Origin of the sequence: Thiomonas arsenitoxydans, assembly GCF_000253115.1 — a bacterium.
Lineage (GTDB): Bacteria > Pseudomonadota > Gammaproteobacteria > Burkholderiales > Burkholderiaceae_C > Thiomonas > Thiomonas arsenitoxydans.
Genome location: NC_014145.1, coordinates 1,465,072 through 1,478,471 on the forward strand (window position 1 = coordinate 1,465,072; position 13,400 = coordinate 1,478,471).

A 13,400-nucleotide genomic window follows, 5' to 3' on the forward strand; every position below is an offset into this window, starting at 1 on the left:
GTGAAAATCAAACGCTATACCGGTACCAATACCCGCGAGGTGCTGACCCGCATCCGCAACGATCTCGGCGCCGATGCGGTGATCCTGTCGAATCGGGAAATCGTCGGCGGCGTCGAATTAATGGCGGCGGTGGACTTCGACGCCAGCCGGTTTCCGTCGGACGAGCCGGGCGAAGGGGGGGCGGGTACTAAGGCTGCGGTGCAAACCCCTCCCCACCCCAACCCTCCCCACGAGTGGGGAGGGAGCGAGCCGCGGGATGTCTCGGGGAAAAGGACAGTGGAAACCGTCAAGGCGTCGCCACCACGCGCCGAACTCTCCTCCCCCACCCGAGGGGGAGGTTGGGAGGGGGAGGGCAGCGCCCCTCGAAAGCCCGCTGACGACCTACCCTTGCCCGCCGTGGCGCGCGTAGCCGCGCCGGTCGCGCCGACCGCTGTGCCGCGCGCCGCAGCGCAGGCGGCGCCGATCACGCTGGAACAGAAGGATGCCGCGTCGCTCGCCACAGCGCACACGGGCGCTGCGGCCGACCCCGCGATCCCGGCCCACCGCAGCATGCGCGACCCTGCCGCAGCGATGGCGCCGAAAGACGAACTCGGCGCCATGCGGCACGAACTGCAGGACTTGCGGCAGTGGATGCAGTCGCAGATGTCGGGCCTGGCCGACGCCGGGCCGCTCACCCCCGTGGGCGAGCAGTTGCAGGCGCTGGGCTTCTCCACCGCGCGGGCGCGGCAACTCGGCAGCCAGGCCCTCAACCTGCGCGGCGCGCTGGCCGCCTATCTCGGCAAGGGGCTGCAGGTCGCGGCCGATCCGGTTTCCGCGGCCGGCATTTACGCCCTGGTCGGGCCGACGGGCGCTGGCAAGACCACCACCATCGCCAAGCTCGCCGCCCGTCTGGTGTTGCGCCACGGCACGGCGGCGGTGGCGCTGATCACCACCGACACCTACCGCATCGGCGGGGTGGAACAACTCAAAATCTACGGCCGCATTCTGGGCGTGCCGGTAGCGGTGGCGCGCGATGGCGAGGAACTGCAGCAACACCTGCGCGACTTCGCCGACCGCCGCTATGTGCTGATCGACAGCATCGGCCTGAGCCCGCGCGACGCGCGGATGGCCGAGCAGATGCAATGGCTGCAGGCGCTGGGCGAGGGCGTCACCCGTCTGTTGGTGGTCGGCGCCGGGCTGGCGCCTTCGGCCTATGCAGAACTGTGGTCGCTGTACCGCCGTCTGCCGGTGGCGGCGGCCATTCTCACCAAGCTCGACGAGAGCCCGAGCTTCGGCGCCGCGCTGCAATGGCTGGTAGAGGGCAGCGTGCCGCTATGGTTCTACACCGACGGCCAGCGCGTGCCGGAAGACCTTCATGTGCCGTCGCTGGCTAAGATCACGGCTTTGCTGGAACACGACCCCGTGACCCGTTTCGACTCCGCACCTGCTCCGCTAGCCGCCGCTGTTGGTGCGATAACCGCCCGTACCGCTTGACCCGACAGAAAGACGCCATCATGGATCAAGCCGAAGGACTACGCCGCCTGCAGCGCCCCCCGACCAAGGTCATCACTGTCGCCAGCGGCAAGGGCGGGGTGGGCAAGACCAATGTGGTCGCCAATCTGGCCATCACCCTGGCGCGCAGCGGCCAGCGGGTGATGGTGTTCGACGCCGACCTGGGTCTGGGCAATATCGACATCCTGCTCGGCCTCACGCCGCGCTACAACATCAGCCATGTGCTGTCGGGCGAGAAGCAGCTCAGCGACGTGCTGGTGCGCGGGCCGCAAGACATACTGGTGCTGCCCGCCTCCAGCGGTGTGGCCGGTATGGCGTCGCTCGACGTCGCCACGCAGTCGCGGCTGATCGATGCGGTGAGCACGCTCGATATTCCGCTCGACTATCTGCTGGTCGATTGCGCCGCGGGCATCGCGGGCGACGTGCTCACTTTCAGCCGCGCCGCGCAAGACCTCATCGTGGTGCTGAACAACGAGCCCGCCTCGGTGGCCGACGCCTACGCGCTTATCAAGGTGTTGAGCAAACAATACGGCCTCAAACGCTTTCACCTGCTGCCCAATATGGTGCGCGATGCGCGCGAGGGCCAGGCGCTGTTCGCCAAGATCACCGGTGTGGCAGATCGCTACCTCGACGTGTCGCTCGATCTGGTGGGCAGCATTCCGCTGGACGCGTCGCTGCGTGCGGCGGTGCGCAGCCAGCGCGCCGTGGTCGAGTCGGCGCCGCAGAGCGCGTCCGCCGTCGCCTTTGCCGCTTTGGCAGCCCGGGTGAAAAACTGGCCGCTGCCACAGGGGCCTAGCGGTCGCATCGAATTTTTCATGCAGCAGTGGCTGCGGGCAGAGCAGGTCGCCTGAGGGCGCGCTGCTCCGTAGACACGGCTCCCGATCGGATGAAACCCGGCCTCTATCCCGCCCCCGAAACCCGCGAGGAGCGCCTGAGCAAGCATTTGCCCATGGTGCGGCGCATCGCGGGCCAGATGGCGGCGCAACTGCCGGCCTCGGTCGATTTCTCCGATCTGGAACAGGCCGGGATGATCGGCCTGTGGGACGCGCTCGACCGCGGCGAAATGCAGTCGCCCGCACAGTTCGCGACCTACGCCGCCATTCGCATTCGTGGCGCGATTTACGACGAACTGCGCAAGCTCGACTGGCTGCCGCGCCGCAGCCGCGCCAAAGAGCGCCAGATCGAGCGCGCCGAGCAACTGCTTACGCAGCGTCTGGGTCGCCATCCGGAAGACGGCGAACTCGCCGCGCATCTGGGCTGGGAACTGGCCGAGTATTACGACGCGCTGGCCGAGACCAGCATGCAACTGGTTTACCTCGAAGACCTCACGCACGACGACGGCGGTGATTACGCCGACCGCAAGGCCGACGAAGCCAGCCTGCTGCCCGAAGAACTGCTGCAGGATGCTCAGCTCGAACGTGATCTGCAGGCCGCCATTGCCGATCTGCCCGAGCGAGAGAAGCTGGTGCTGTCGTTGTATTACCAGGAAGACCTGCAGCTCAAAGACATCGGCCGCGTGCTCGAAGTGAGCGAATCGCGGGTCAGCCAGCTCATGAAACAGGCGGTGATGCGACTGCGCGCGCGGCTGCAGGCGCATCAGCATTCAGCTAGCGGTGCGGGCCGCCGTACTGCGCCATAACAAAACAGGGACGGGGAATCTTTCATGGATATTTTGACCATTGTCGGCGTCGTGGTCGCGCTCGGTTCCATCTTGCTGGGGCAGATGCTCGAAGGCGGGCACATCAGCTCCATCATCCAGGGAACGGCCTTTCTCATCGTGATGGGTGGCACCACGGGCGCCGTCATGCTGCAGTTTCCGCTCAAGGTGTTCATTCGTTCGCTCAAGATGTTGCCCTGGATGGTGCTGCCGCCCAAAGGCGACCCGCAGGAGACGATCAAGCAGATTCTGGAATGGAGCGACACCGCGCGCAAAAACGGTCTGCTCGCGCTCGAAGCCATGATCGAGTCGGTGCCCGATCCGTTCGTGAAAAAAGGGCTGCAGATGCTGGTGGACGGCACCGATCCTGAAAAAATTCGCTCCACCCTCGAGCAGGAAATCGGCGCCGTCGAGCATCACGACACACAGGCTGCCAAGGTGTATGAATCTTCGGGCGGCTATTCCCCCACCGTCGGCATTCTGGGCGCGGTGCTCGGCCTGATTCACGTGATGGAAAACCTGGCTGACCCCAGCAAGCTCGGCGGCGGCATTGCCGTGGCCTTCGTCGCCACGGTGTATGGCGTGGGCGCGGCCAACCTGTTTTTCCTGCCGGTGGCCAACAAGCTCAAGAGCATCGTGCACAATCGCGCTAAATTGCAGGAGATGCAGGTGGACGGCCTGGTGGCCATCGCCGAGGGCGAAAATCCCCGCATCATCGAAGGTCGGCTGCAGAGTTACTTTGCGCACTGAAGTCTGCAGGCCTGATCTGCATCCGGCACAGTCTGGCGGGAGGTGAAGATGGACGATGCGACGATCAACCCGGTGAGCCCCTACGACCCGGTTTCGCGCCTGCCCGATGGCGGTGGGCGGGGGCGGCGCGATTCCCCGGATCGCCAACCGTCCGCCAGCCGTTCCCCCTCGGGCTCTGCGCCGCCCGCCGCGCCAGACGCCGCCCCGACCGAAGTGCCCGATCCCGACGCCACTCGGGGGCGGCATATCGACGACCGCGCTTAAGAGGGTGTGACCGACCTCTGACCGTTTCTCCGATCCCCCGCGCCGCCATGACCCTCATCCTCCTCGTTTTCGCCGCGCTGATCGTGGCGCTGCAAATCGCACTGACCTTCACCCTCAAGCGCATGCTCGACCTGCTGGCGGCAACGCGCGATGAGGTTCATGGCCTGCAGCTTCGCGTGCAGACCCTGGAGCACGAGCGCGACGCCGCCACCCCGCCGCCTTCGGCGCTGTTCACCCTGATGCCGCGCGCAGATGCGCCTGCAACGGCTCCCACTCCATCGCCGCCTCCCGAACCTCCCCCGGCACCCAGCCCCGCCGAACCCATCGACCTGCCCGTGCTCCACGAACCTGTCGCTGCGATTTCTACCGACGCCGTGGGCGCGCAGGTGCGCGCCCTAGCCCGCCAGGGCATGCCCGTGCGCGAGATTGCCGAGCGTTGCGGGCTGAGCGAGGCCGAGGCGGAGCTCATCATTCACCTGCGCCAAGAGCCGGTCTGACACTAAATGAGCCCGGCGCAAATCCTCGGCGGCGTTCCGTCGGTCACGCCCGCCGGGGCGACGGGCGCTGCCCGGACCGAACCGACGGCCTTCGCCGCCGCTCCGGGCACCGCGTTCGAGGCCGAGGTGGTTCAGGTGCAGAGCGCCACGCCCGCTGCGGCCAACCTGGCGGCAGCGGCGGCGGGTGGGCGGCTGCAAACGCAGGTTTTGCTGCGGCTGGGCAACGCCCTGGTGAGCGCCACTCTGCCCGGAGCTACCCCCCAGGTCGGCGCGCGCCTGCCGCTGATTTACCTGGGATCGCAGGGCGGCCAGCCGCAATTTCTCCTCGCGCCGCAGCAGGCGGCGCAGGCAGCCGCCCAGTCGCAGTTGTCCGGCCCGGGGCAGTTGCTCGGTCTGCTGCAACAAATGCAGGCGTCTGCGAGCGCTTCTGCTGCGAACACCGCCGCGGGCGCCAGCGCGAATGCCAGCGTCCTTGGCGCGGACGCCCGCGCCGCGACGGCCGCAGCCGCGCCGGTCTGGTCCAACCCTGCCCAGCCGCCCCAGCAGGCCGCGCAACTGCTGGCCAGCGCGCTGAGCAACAGCGGCCTGTTTTACGAAAGCCATCTGGGCGCTTGGGCGCAGGGGCAGCAGCCCCTGTCGACCTTGCTGACGCAGCCGCAGGGCAAGCTCTCGCCCTTGCTGCAAACCGACACGGCAACGCCACCGTCTTCTTCTGCATCCGCCGCCCAGGCGGGGCATGGCGCCCAGCCCAGCGCAGCGCCCGCGACCACGCCTTTCATGCAGACTGCACCCACCCCGCGCCATGCGGCCCTGGCGGCTTACCAGACCGTTCAGGCGGGGCCGCAGACGGCGAGCGATCCGGCCGCATTGGCCGCACGCCTGCCTGCCGAATTGCATGGGGTGGTGCAGCAACAGTTGCAGACGCTGATGCAGGGGCAGATCGTCTGGGAAGGGCTGTTGTGGCCCGGCCAGACCGCGCGCTGGAGCCTGCGGCCCGACCCCGAAGACAGCAGCCGTCGGCAGGGTACGGCCGCCGAGCGCTCGTGGAGCACCCAGGTCGAACTTGAACTGCCGCAGCTGGGTCAGGTGCAGGCGCGTCTGCAGCTCAACGGCAACCGCGTCGATCTGCTGCTGCGACGCAGCCCGCAGGCGCAGGAGCGCATCGACGCGGCGCTGCCCCAATTGCGCGCGGCGCTGCAGTCCGCCGGGCTGGAGGTCGGCGGCGTGCAGCTTGGCTCGTTTGCTGACGGAGCTACCGTATGAGTGCCGAGCGGCCAACCAAGCCGCCGCAGCGCGCTGAACTGCGGCAGGCCGTCGCCCTGCGTTATGACGCCGATGCCGCGGGCGCGCCGGAAGTCGTCGCCAAGGGGCAGGGTCTGGTGGCCGAAGCCATCATCAATCGGGCGAAGGAGGCGGGGGTGTATGTGCACGAGTCGCCGCAGTTGGTGCAACTGCTCATGGCGGTCGATCTCGACACGCAAATTCCCCCTGCGCTCTACACCGCCGTGGCGGAGTTGCTCGCCTGGCTCTGGCGGCTGGAAGCGGGCGGCGAGCAGAAAGAGTCACCGGATTTACATTTGCCTTGAGTCGGCTGCAATACGATTCAATTCAAACCAAACCAAACCACATTCACCCGGATTCACATGCCCACCATTTCCGACCAGGCGCGCGCCACCCTCAAGCGCTTGCTCGAACTCAAGCTGCAGCCCACCCCGGACAATTACCGCCGCGTTTTTGAAAGTCTGCAAAAGGGCGCAGCGCTTCCGTCCGCAGAGCCTTCGCTGGAAAGCCCGGATTGGGGCCGTGCGCTGCCCCGGCTGCTGGAGCAATGGGAGCGCTCGCAAAGCGGGCTGACCCAGTTGCAAAAACGCCAGCAGCTCGACCGCCTTGCCGCCTTGCCTACGCCGCAGGCCCAGTGGCGCGAGTTGGAGCAACTGCTAGAGCGCTGGAGTGCGCTGCCCGCGCGCAGCGGCAGTCAGAGCGCGTCCACCCCCATTGAAACCCGCGACGACGCTTTGAGCCGTGCAGGCAGCGAATGGCGCGAGCTTTGGCTGCAAACCCTCAAATTTGGCGTGCGCCCCTTTTGCGCGCACGACACCGCGCAGCGCCTGCTGCGCGAGTTGATGGCGGCGGCGGAAAATGCCGAACAGGCGGCCGACCTGGGCACGCAGGCGCGCGAAGTCTGGCTGGCCATCGACCGCGAGCAATCCACCGAAGAGGCGGTGCGCAACGGCTTGATTGAACTCGCGCGGCTGTTGCTCGATCATCTCGGCGATCTGGTGCCGCAGGCCTGGGTAGGCGTGCAGGCCACGGCGATTCGCGAGCAATTGCAGACGCCGCTGGTCCCCGAGCGCATCGAATCGGCGCAGAATGCCGTGCGCGATCTACTGGTGCGCCACAGCGTGCTGCGCAAGAGCGAAGACGACGCGCACCACACCGCCAAGGCGCTGATCGATCTGTTGGTGCGCAAGCTGGGCGACTACGCCGCTGAGGGCGGCGAATACAACCAGCGCATGGAAGCCCGGCTGCAGCAATTGCAGAGCAGCCGCGAGTGGGACGAAATCCGCGATCTGGTGCAGGATGTGCTCGACGACAGCCGCAATATGCAGCAGCGCAGCGGCGAACTCGGCGTGCATCTGGCCGAGGCGCAGCGCCAGGCGCAGGCGGCGCAAGAGCGCATCCGCTCGCTCGAAGGCGAACTAGAACAGGTCAGCCAGCAATTGCAGGAAGACCCGCTCACCGGCGCGCTCAACCGCCGCGGGCTGGATGCCGAGTTCACCCGTATGCAGTCGCGCGTGGTGCGTCAGGGCCAGCCGCTCACCCTGGCGCTGCTCGACCTCGATCACTTCAAGGCGGTGAACGACACCCACGGCCACGATACTGGCGACGCCGTGCTCAAGGCGCTGGTGGCGCAGGCCAAACGGCTGATCCGGCCGAGCGACCGCGTGGCGCGCATGGGGGGCGAGGAGTTCATGCTCCTCCTGCCCGACACGCCGGTGCAGCAGTCGCTCGTCGTGGTGCAGCGGCTGCTGGTTGCGTTCAGCGATCAGACCCTGGTGCAGGACAGCACGGGGCGGCGCATTCCCCTGAGTTTCAGCGCCGGGGTGGCCGAACTGTGCCCGGATGAAGACTTCGCCGCGATCTATCAGCGCGTGGACGCCGCACTGCTGCAGGCCAAGCAGGCGGGGCGCAAACGGGTGGAATTCGCCGTGCCCTGCGATGGTGCCAAGGCCGGTGGCAGCCTGCCCAAGAGCGCGCTGCGATTCTTCGCGCTTCGGGGGTAAGTTTTTTGGCCTCGCTGGCGTCGCCTCACAAAATGCAATGCAAAGTACGTCGGGGCGCGTTTCAAAAGCGCTGGGCGGTCGCCAGCGGCAAGAACAGGGTCAGCGGCGAGTCTGGCAAAGCGATGAAGCCGTGATGCCGGTAGAAAGCCGCTGCCGCCTCGTCCTTGGCGTCTACCATCAGGGCAAAGGCGGCAATCTCCGAACGGGCGGCGCGGTCGAGCGCATCAGCCAACAGCGCACCGCCAAGACCTTGTCCCTTGAATGCCTGATCGACTGCCAAGCGGCCCATACGAACGGCCGGCACGGTGGGATAGCGCGGCAGCTTCTTGCCGGTGCCCGCCGGAAGATCGGCCAGCAGCAGGCTTGCCGAGGCCAAGGTGTAGTAGCCCGCGATGCGCTGCCCGTCAGCCAGCGCCACGAAACAGGCAGCGATGCGGCGACGCATGTCCTGGGTGACTTGTTCGCGCAGGTAGCGGTTCAGCGGCTCCGAATCACTATTGAAGGTGACGCGATCATGCCCGGCATCGAGCGGCGCAAGCTGGAACGGGGCGCCGCTCATTCAGCGCGCAAGAGCTTGCTGCGGCGGCTAAAAGCGCGCTCCAAGGCGGGGGCTGGTTTGGGTGGCGACAGCAGCGCTTGCGCAAAACATTCCTGATCGGCCAGAGACAGACGGATGACTTCGGCTTGTTCGATGGCGCGCTGCGCGGCGTCCTGCACGGCGGACACCACGAAATCGGTCATGGTGCGCCCCTGAAGCTCGGCGGCGCGCTTGAGCATCGCATGCAGATCGGTGCTGATTCGGGCTTCGAGACGGGCAGTAGAAATTGCAGCGGGCATGAATTTGTCCTCTAGCTCAATAATACGGCAATGTGCCGTACAAATTAAGACGGATTTTCGACGGCCTTGGGCGATTTTTTCAAGCGGCCATTCTGGCGCGGGCGGGCCGACTTCAGTCGGCCCGGTTGCGTTCCGCATTTTCCCGCACCCATTGCTGCGCGCGCTGGCCCAGGCGGGTTTGGGGTGACGAGGCCTGGGTGAGCCAGCGGAAGGTTTGCAGCCAGGCGGGCACGTCGGCCGCGGCCATCGGCCGCGCCAGGGCGTAACCCTGACCATAATCAGCGCCCAATACCGCAGCCACCTCCACCAGCGCCGGGGTTTCCAGGCCTTCGACCACCACTTTTAGGCCGAGCGCCTGGGTCATGTGGACCAGGGCGCCGATGAAGCCGATCATGCCGTCTGCCCCGGTTTGCGCTTCGGAGGGAATCTGCCGCACCAGGCCCTGGTCGATTTTCACCGTGTGGAAGGGTAGGGTGCGCAGCCGTAGCAGACTGCTGTAGCCGCTGCCCAGATCGTCCATCACCAGCCGCGCGCCGGTGGCGGCCAGGCTGCGCACCGCGCGGTCGCGCTCGGCGTCGTTCTGGAAGTCGGCGTCTTCCAGAATTTCCAGCCGCAGCCGATCAGGCGCGATGTGCCGGGCAAGCAGCGCGTCGGCCACCCAGCGGGCGCATTCGGGCATGAGCAAGACTTCGAGCGGCAGGTTGATGGAAAGATCGAGGCGCTGACCCGCGGCATCCCATTGGGCTAGCTGGTTCAGCGCCTGCTCCAGCCCGAGGGTGAACAGGCGGGTGAGCTCGGAGGCGCCAAACGAGGGCAGGAACTGGCCGGGGCCGATCAGCCGCCCGTCTTCGAGCCGCAACCGGGCCAGCGCTTCCATGGCGGTGGGCTCACCCGTGTGCAGATCGACCAGGGGCTGATAGTGCATTTCCAGACCGCCGCTGAACAGGCGGTGGCGCCAAGCGCGGCGGTCCTGCAGGGGCATGGGGGCGGATTCGCGCCGGGTCATCAGGCCGTAAAGCCCGCGTTCGAAGAGTTGTTCGATGCCGCGCAGGAAGCTGTGCATGCTCTGCGTTTCGAACTGGCCGGGGTAGCGCCCATAGAGGCCCATGACGGCGAGCATGCGGCCGCGGCTGTCTTTCACCGGCAGCGCGGCCGAACTGCGCACGCCGACGCTGTGCGCCACCGCACGCCAGGGCGCCATGCGCGGATCGGTAACGTAGCTGGCGTTGGTCTCGATCTGCTCGCTGCGCCAGCAGCGCGGGTGCGGGGTGAGGCCGAAGGGGCTTTGCGGGTCGATGTCGAGATTGGCCATGGCCACCGCATCGAGCGCCTGCCAGTATTCGTCAAACGCCCCCGCGGTGAACTCGGGGATGAAGTGCCCCTGCGCGTCGGGCTTGTAGATCACCGTGGCTGCCATGCCCGGCAGGGCGGTGACTGATTCGAGCACGGTGCGGGCCAGATCGGCCCATTGGGTCAGTTCAGGCTGCATCTGCTCCAGCCCGAACAGCATCTGTTGATATTGCTCGCGCTGCGTCTGCGCCCCATCGCTTTGCCATTGCAGCTCGCGCTGCAGGCGCGCGGTGGTGACCTGAGCCAGCACGGCTCGATCAGCGCTGCGCACCGGGGCTTCGCCCAGCAAGTCGTGCAGGCTTTGCAGATACCAGCCGAAACTGTTGACCAGCGCCCCGGTGCTGACTCCCACCAGCGCGTGAATCGCGCCGGTGTGCCGCGCTTGTTCCTGATGGGTTTCGGCCGACAGGTCGGGGTGAAGGATTTGCAGCAAGCGGGCATGCTGCCGGCTGCGTAAATGGGCGGCCTCCTCCGCGGAGAGGGCGGCGAGCAGCGCGGCCGATTCCGGGTCTTGGCCCAGGGTGGAATAGAAGCGCTCGACGAAGGTCTCGGCGTTGCGCTCCAGCAGGTCGCCAATCAGGCCGAGCAGGCGGTGGGCGGTTTCGCCATAGGGATCGACATGAATGGGCAAGTCGGCGGGTTTGTCGGCGGCCTGCTCCAGGCCATCGCCCCAGACCTGCCACCAACTGGTGCGATCGGCCTTGTGCGCCTTGCTGGCGTAAAGCGCGGCATCGGCGTGGCGCAGCAGCACCTCGGCCTGCGCCTCGTCGGCCGGGTAAAGCGTCACGCCCAGGCTCATGCTCACCTTGGCCAGCACGCCGTCGCCGAGGTCGAACGGCGTTTCGACGGCGCCGTGAATGCGGTCGAGCACGATGGGCAGATCGCTGGCCTGCGCCACGCCTTCGAGCACCAGCACGAACTCGTCGCCGCCCAGCCGCGCGACCAGATCGGTCTCGCGCACGGCGGCCCTGAGGCGCTCGCCCAGTTGACGCAGAAGCTGGTCGCCCGCGGCGTGGCCGTGGGTGTCGTTGACCGGCTTGAAATCATCGAGATCCATCACGCCCACGACCAGCAAATTTTTGTGGCGGCGGGCCCGGGCCATGGCCAGCGGCAGGTGGTGTTCGAGGGCAAGGCGGTTGGGCAGGCCGGTCAGGGCGTCGTGGCGGGCCAGGTGGCGTTGCTGCGCCTGCTCGGCTTCCAGATCGGCCTTGAGGTCGATTTCGCCCAGCGCCTGCTCGATCAGCTTGCCCACCCGGCGCAACAGGCCGTGCAGGCCTTCGTCCAGATCGTCGACGTTGAACAGCACCAGCACCAGCGCCGCCCAGCGCCCGCCGTTGCGGCGCAGCGGCAAGGCCAGGGCAAGCGGTTGCCAGCCCGGCAGGGCGTACTCGGCCCAGGGTTGCAGCAGGGGCGAGTGCGGGTCGGTCTCTTGCGCTTCTTCCGAGGTGTGCCAGGCGCGGGCCAGGGCGTGGGTTTGGGTGGAGCTGACCAAGAGCGGCGGCGATTGGGCGGACAGCGTGTCCAGCGCATTTCCCCCGGCAGCGAGCGGGTGCACGCGCTCGTGCACATCGGGCTGGGCGACCCATACGGCGGCGAACAAGCCGGTTTCGAGCAGGCGGGTGCAGGCGCTCTCCAGCACTTCGGCGTCGTTGCGCGCGCTGATCAGAATGTCGATCTGCGCCATCACTCCGCGCACCAGTTCCTGCTGGCGCTGGCGACTTTCGCGCTCTTTGCGTTCGGCCTCGGCCAGTTGCAGACGATCGAGTCCGCGGCCCAGGCTGCGCGCGAGTTCTTCGAGCAGATTGCGTTGGTCTCGGGTGATGCGCGCGCGGCTGTCGCGGTAAATGCTGAACACCGCGTAGAGCCGGTTTTGCCGCAGCACCGGCAAGGCGGCCATGGTGCGCAGACCGAACTGCTTCATGCGCCCCGCCCAGGGCAGCAACAGTTGGGCGGAGTCTTTGCCTTGCACATAAAGGGGCGCAGCGTCGCGCCAAACCTTGCCAAACGGCCCCTGGCCGCTGATCTGATCGGCATGGATGGACAGCGGCATTCCGTCGAGATAGGCGGTCTTTCCAGCGGCAGCGAGCACCTTGGCCTGCCCGCCGACATCGGGCTGACCGATCCAAGCCAGTTGCATGCCTCCGGCGTCGGCGCTGATGTCGCAAATGCGCTGGAACAGCGTGGCCTCATCCGGGGCTTCGGCTACGACCTGGCTGGCCTGCGCCAATGCGGCATTGATCTGCGCCAGCCGGTGCTGGCGCTCCAGACTGCGGTTGATCAGCAAGCCGCCGAGCAGTTGCATCAGCAGCAACATCGCCCAGCCTGTCAGCATCGGCCAGGTCTGACGCCACCACAGCGCGGTGAGCGCGCTGGCCGGCAGGCTGGTGAAGGCAACGACCGAATGCGCGCCCAGGCGTTGCCAAGCGCCCAGGAGCTCAGCGCCGCCCGCCGCCTGCACCGGCCCGAGGAAAACCCCATGCGTTTGCTCGGGATGCGCGGCAATTTCGCGTGCGAGCACCCCGCGCGCGGGTGCATTCTTGAGCGAGGGCTGGATTTGCGGCAGCGGCGCAGGCAGCCGCGCGAGCAAATAGCCGTCACTGCGCAACAGGCCCACCGCCGGCACCCAGCGGCCCTTGCTGTTGAAACTCGACAAAGTGTGCTGCAGATTTTGCAGCGCTCGCTGCAGGCCCACGTCGAAAATCAACATGACCTCGGGACGAGGCGCGCCTTTGTGCAAGGTCAGCGCGCAGCGGGCCGGGGTGATGTGCTGCTCTGGCGCCAGCGGATCGGGCTGCAGCAGCCCGATGCGAATCCGCCCCGGCGTGGACAGGGTCTGCTGAAAACCCGGCGACGCGGAGATGGCCGCACGCGCCTGCGGCGGGATTGCGCGACTCGGTGCAAGCGCCAGCACATCGCCGGTCGGCGCGACCAGGGAAACGCCGTCGATGAAGGGCATCAGCGCGTTCATTTCGCTCAGCCACGGCTCCGGCTGCTGCAGCAGATCGGGGTTGTCGTGAAGCTGCCGCTGCGCCACGGTGCAAGTGGCCTGAAGCTGGTCGTAACGCTGGTTTATCGCGTCGGCCCAGAACGCGGCCTCGCTTTGCAGAATTTGCTCGATGCCGTTGCGGTTGCGATCCCAGCTCACCCAGAGCACCACGCCAACGGCCGCAGCCAGCAATAAATTGGCGATGAGCACCGCAATCAGGATGCGGCGGCGGTCTGTCTGGAAACGGGTGTTGTGAGCCATGCCATGAATCGAAAAATACAGCC

12 protein-coding genes are annotated in these 13,400 nt (G+C 67.0%); 9 read left to right on the plus strand and 3 right to left on the minus strand.

Features of this window, described 5'->3' with window-relative positions:
• The 9 genes from flhF to THI_RS06775 are packed head-to-tail and all read left to right on the plus strand — an operon-like array spanning window position 1 to window position 7,943.
• Window positions 1-1,473, plus strand: a complete 1,473-nt coding sequence (gene flhF, locus THI_RS06740; RefSeq protein WP_013105499.1) for a flagellar biosynthesis GTPase FlhF — start codon at window positions 1-3, stop codon at window positions 1,471-1,473.
• Between the two features lie 20 nt (window positions 1,474-1,493).
• A complete protein-coding gene (locus tag THI_RS06745; RefSeq protein ID WP_141130535.1) occupies window positions 1,494-2,342 on the plus strand; it encodes a MinD/ParA family protein in 849 nt (282 codons plus the stop codon).
• A 35-nt stretch (window positions 2,343-2,377) separates the two neighbouring features.
• Window positions 2,378-3,130, plus strand: a complete 753-nt coding sequence (locus THI_RS06750) for a FliA/WhiG family RNA polymerase sigma factor (protein WP_013105501.1) — start codon at window positions 2,378-2,380, stop codon at window positions 3,128-3,130.
• A gap of 24 nt (window positions 3,131-3,154) precedes the next feature.
• The gene (locus tag THI_RS06755) at window positions 3,155-3,898 is read left to right on the plus strand and encodes a flagellar motor protein (RefSeq protein ID WP_013105502.1); all 744 of its coding nucleotides are present in this window, start codon (window positions 3,155-3,157) and stop codon (window positions 3,896-3,898) included.
• Between the two features lie 48 nt (window positions 3,899-3,946).
• Window positions 3,947-4,162, plus strand: a complete 216-nt coding sequence (locus THI_RS18405; protein ID WP_013105503.1) for a hypothetical protein — start codon at window positions 3,947-3,949, stop codon at window positions 4,160-4,162.
• A 47-nt stretch (window positions 4,163-4,209) separates the two neighbouring features.
• On the plus strand, window positions 4,210-4,659 hold the full coding sequence (locus THI_RS06760) for a DUF2802 domain-containing protein (protein WP_013105504.1): 450 nt from the start codon (window positions 4,210-4,212) through the stop codon (window positions 4,657-4,659).
• A 6-nt stretch (window positions 4,660-4,665) separates the two neighbouring features.
• Complete coding sequence (fliK, locus tag THI_RS06765; protein WP_013105505.1) at window positions 4,666-5,922, plus strand: flagellar hook-length control protein FliK; 1,257 nt, start codon at window positions 4,666-4,668, stop codon at window positions 5,920-5,922.
• The gene (locus THI_RS06770) at window positions 5,919-6,245 is read left to right on the plus strand and encodes an EscU/YscU/HrcU family type III secretion system export apparatus switch protein (RefSeq protein ID WP_013105506.1); all 327 of its coding nucleotides are present in this window, start codon (window positions 5,919-5,921) and stop codon (window positions 6,243-6,245) included. The genes fliK and THI_RS06770 overlap by 4 nt, the downstream gene beginning before the upstream one ends.
• Window positions 6,246-6,302: 57 nt before the next feature.
• Entirely contained in the window at window positions 6,303-7,943 is a 1,641-nt protein-coding gene (locus THI_RS06775) for a GGDEF domain-containing protein (protein ID WP_013105507.1), read from the plus strand.
• 61 nt (window positions 7,944-8,004) lie between these two features.
• On the opposite strand, the gene THI_RS06780 is transcribed toward THI_RS06775, so the two are convergent.
• From THI_RS06780 to THI_RS06790, 3 genes are all read right to left on the minus strand, one after another.
• The gene (locus tag THI_RS06780) at window positions 8,005-8,502 is read right to left on the minus strand and encodes a GNAT family N-acetyltransferase (RefSeq protein ID WP_013105508.1); all 498 of its coding nucleotides are present in this window, start codon (window positions 8,500-8,502) and stop codon (window positions 8,005-8,007) included.
• The gene (locus tag THI_RS06785; RefSeq protein ID WP_013105509.1) at window positions 8,499-8,780 is read right to left on the minus strand and encodes a type II toxin-antitoxin system TacA family antitoxin; all 282 of its coding nucleotides are present in this window, start codon (window positions 8,778-8,780) and stop codon (window positions 8,499-8,501) included. The genes THI_RS06780 and THI_RS06785 overlap by 4 nt, the downstream gene beginning before the upstream one ends.
• A 112-nt stretch (window positions 8,781-8,892) precedes the next feature.
• Window positions 8,893-13,377, minus strand: a complete 4,485-nt coding sequence (locus tag THI_RS06790) for an EAL domain-containing protein (protein WP_013105510.1) — start codon at window positions 13,375-13,377, stop codon at window positions 8,893-8,895.
• Window positions 13,378-13,400 lie beyond the last annotated feature (23 nt).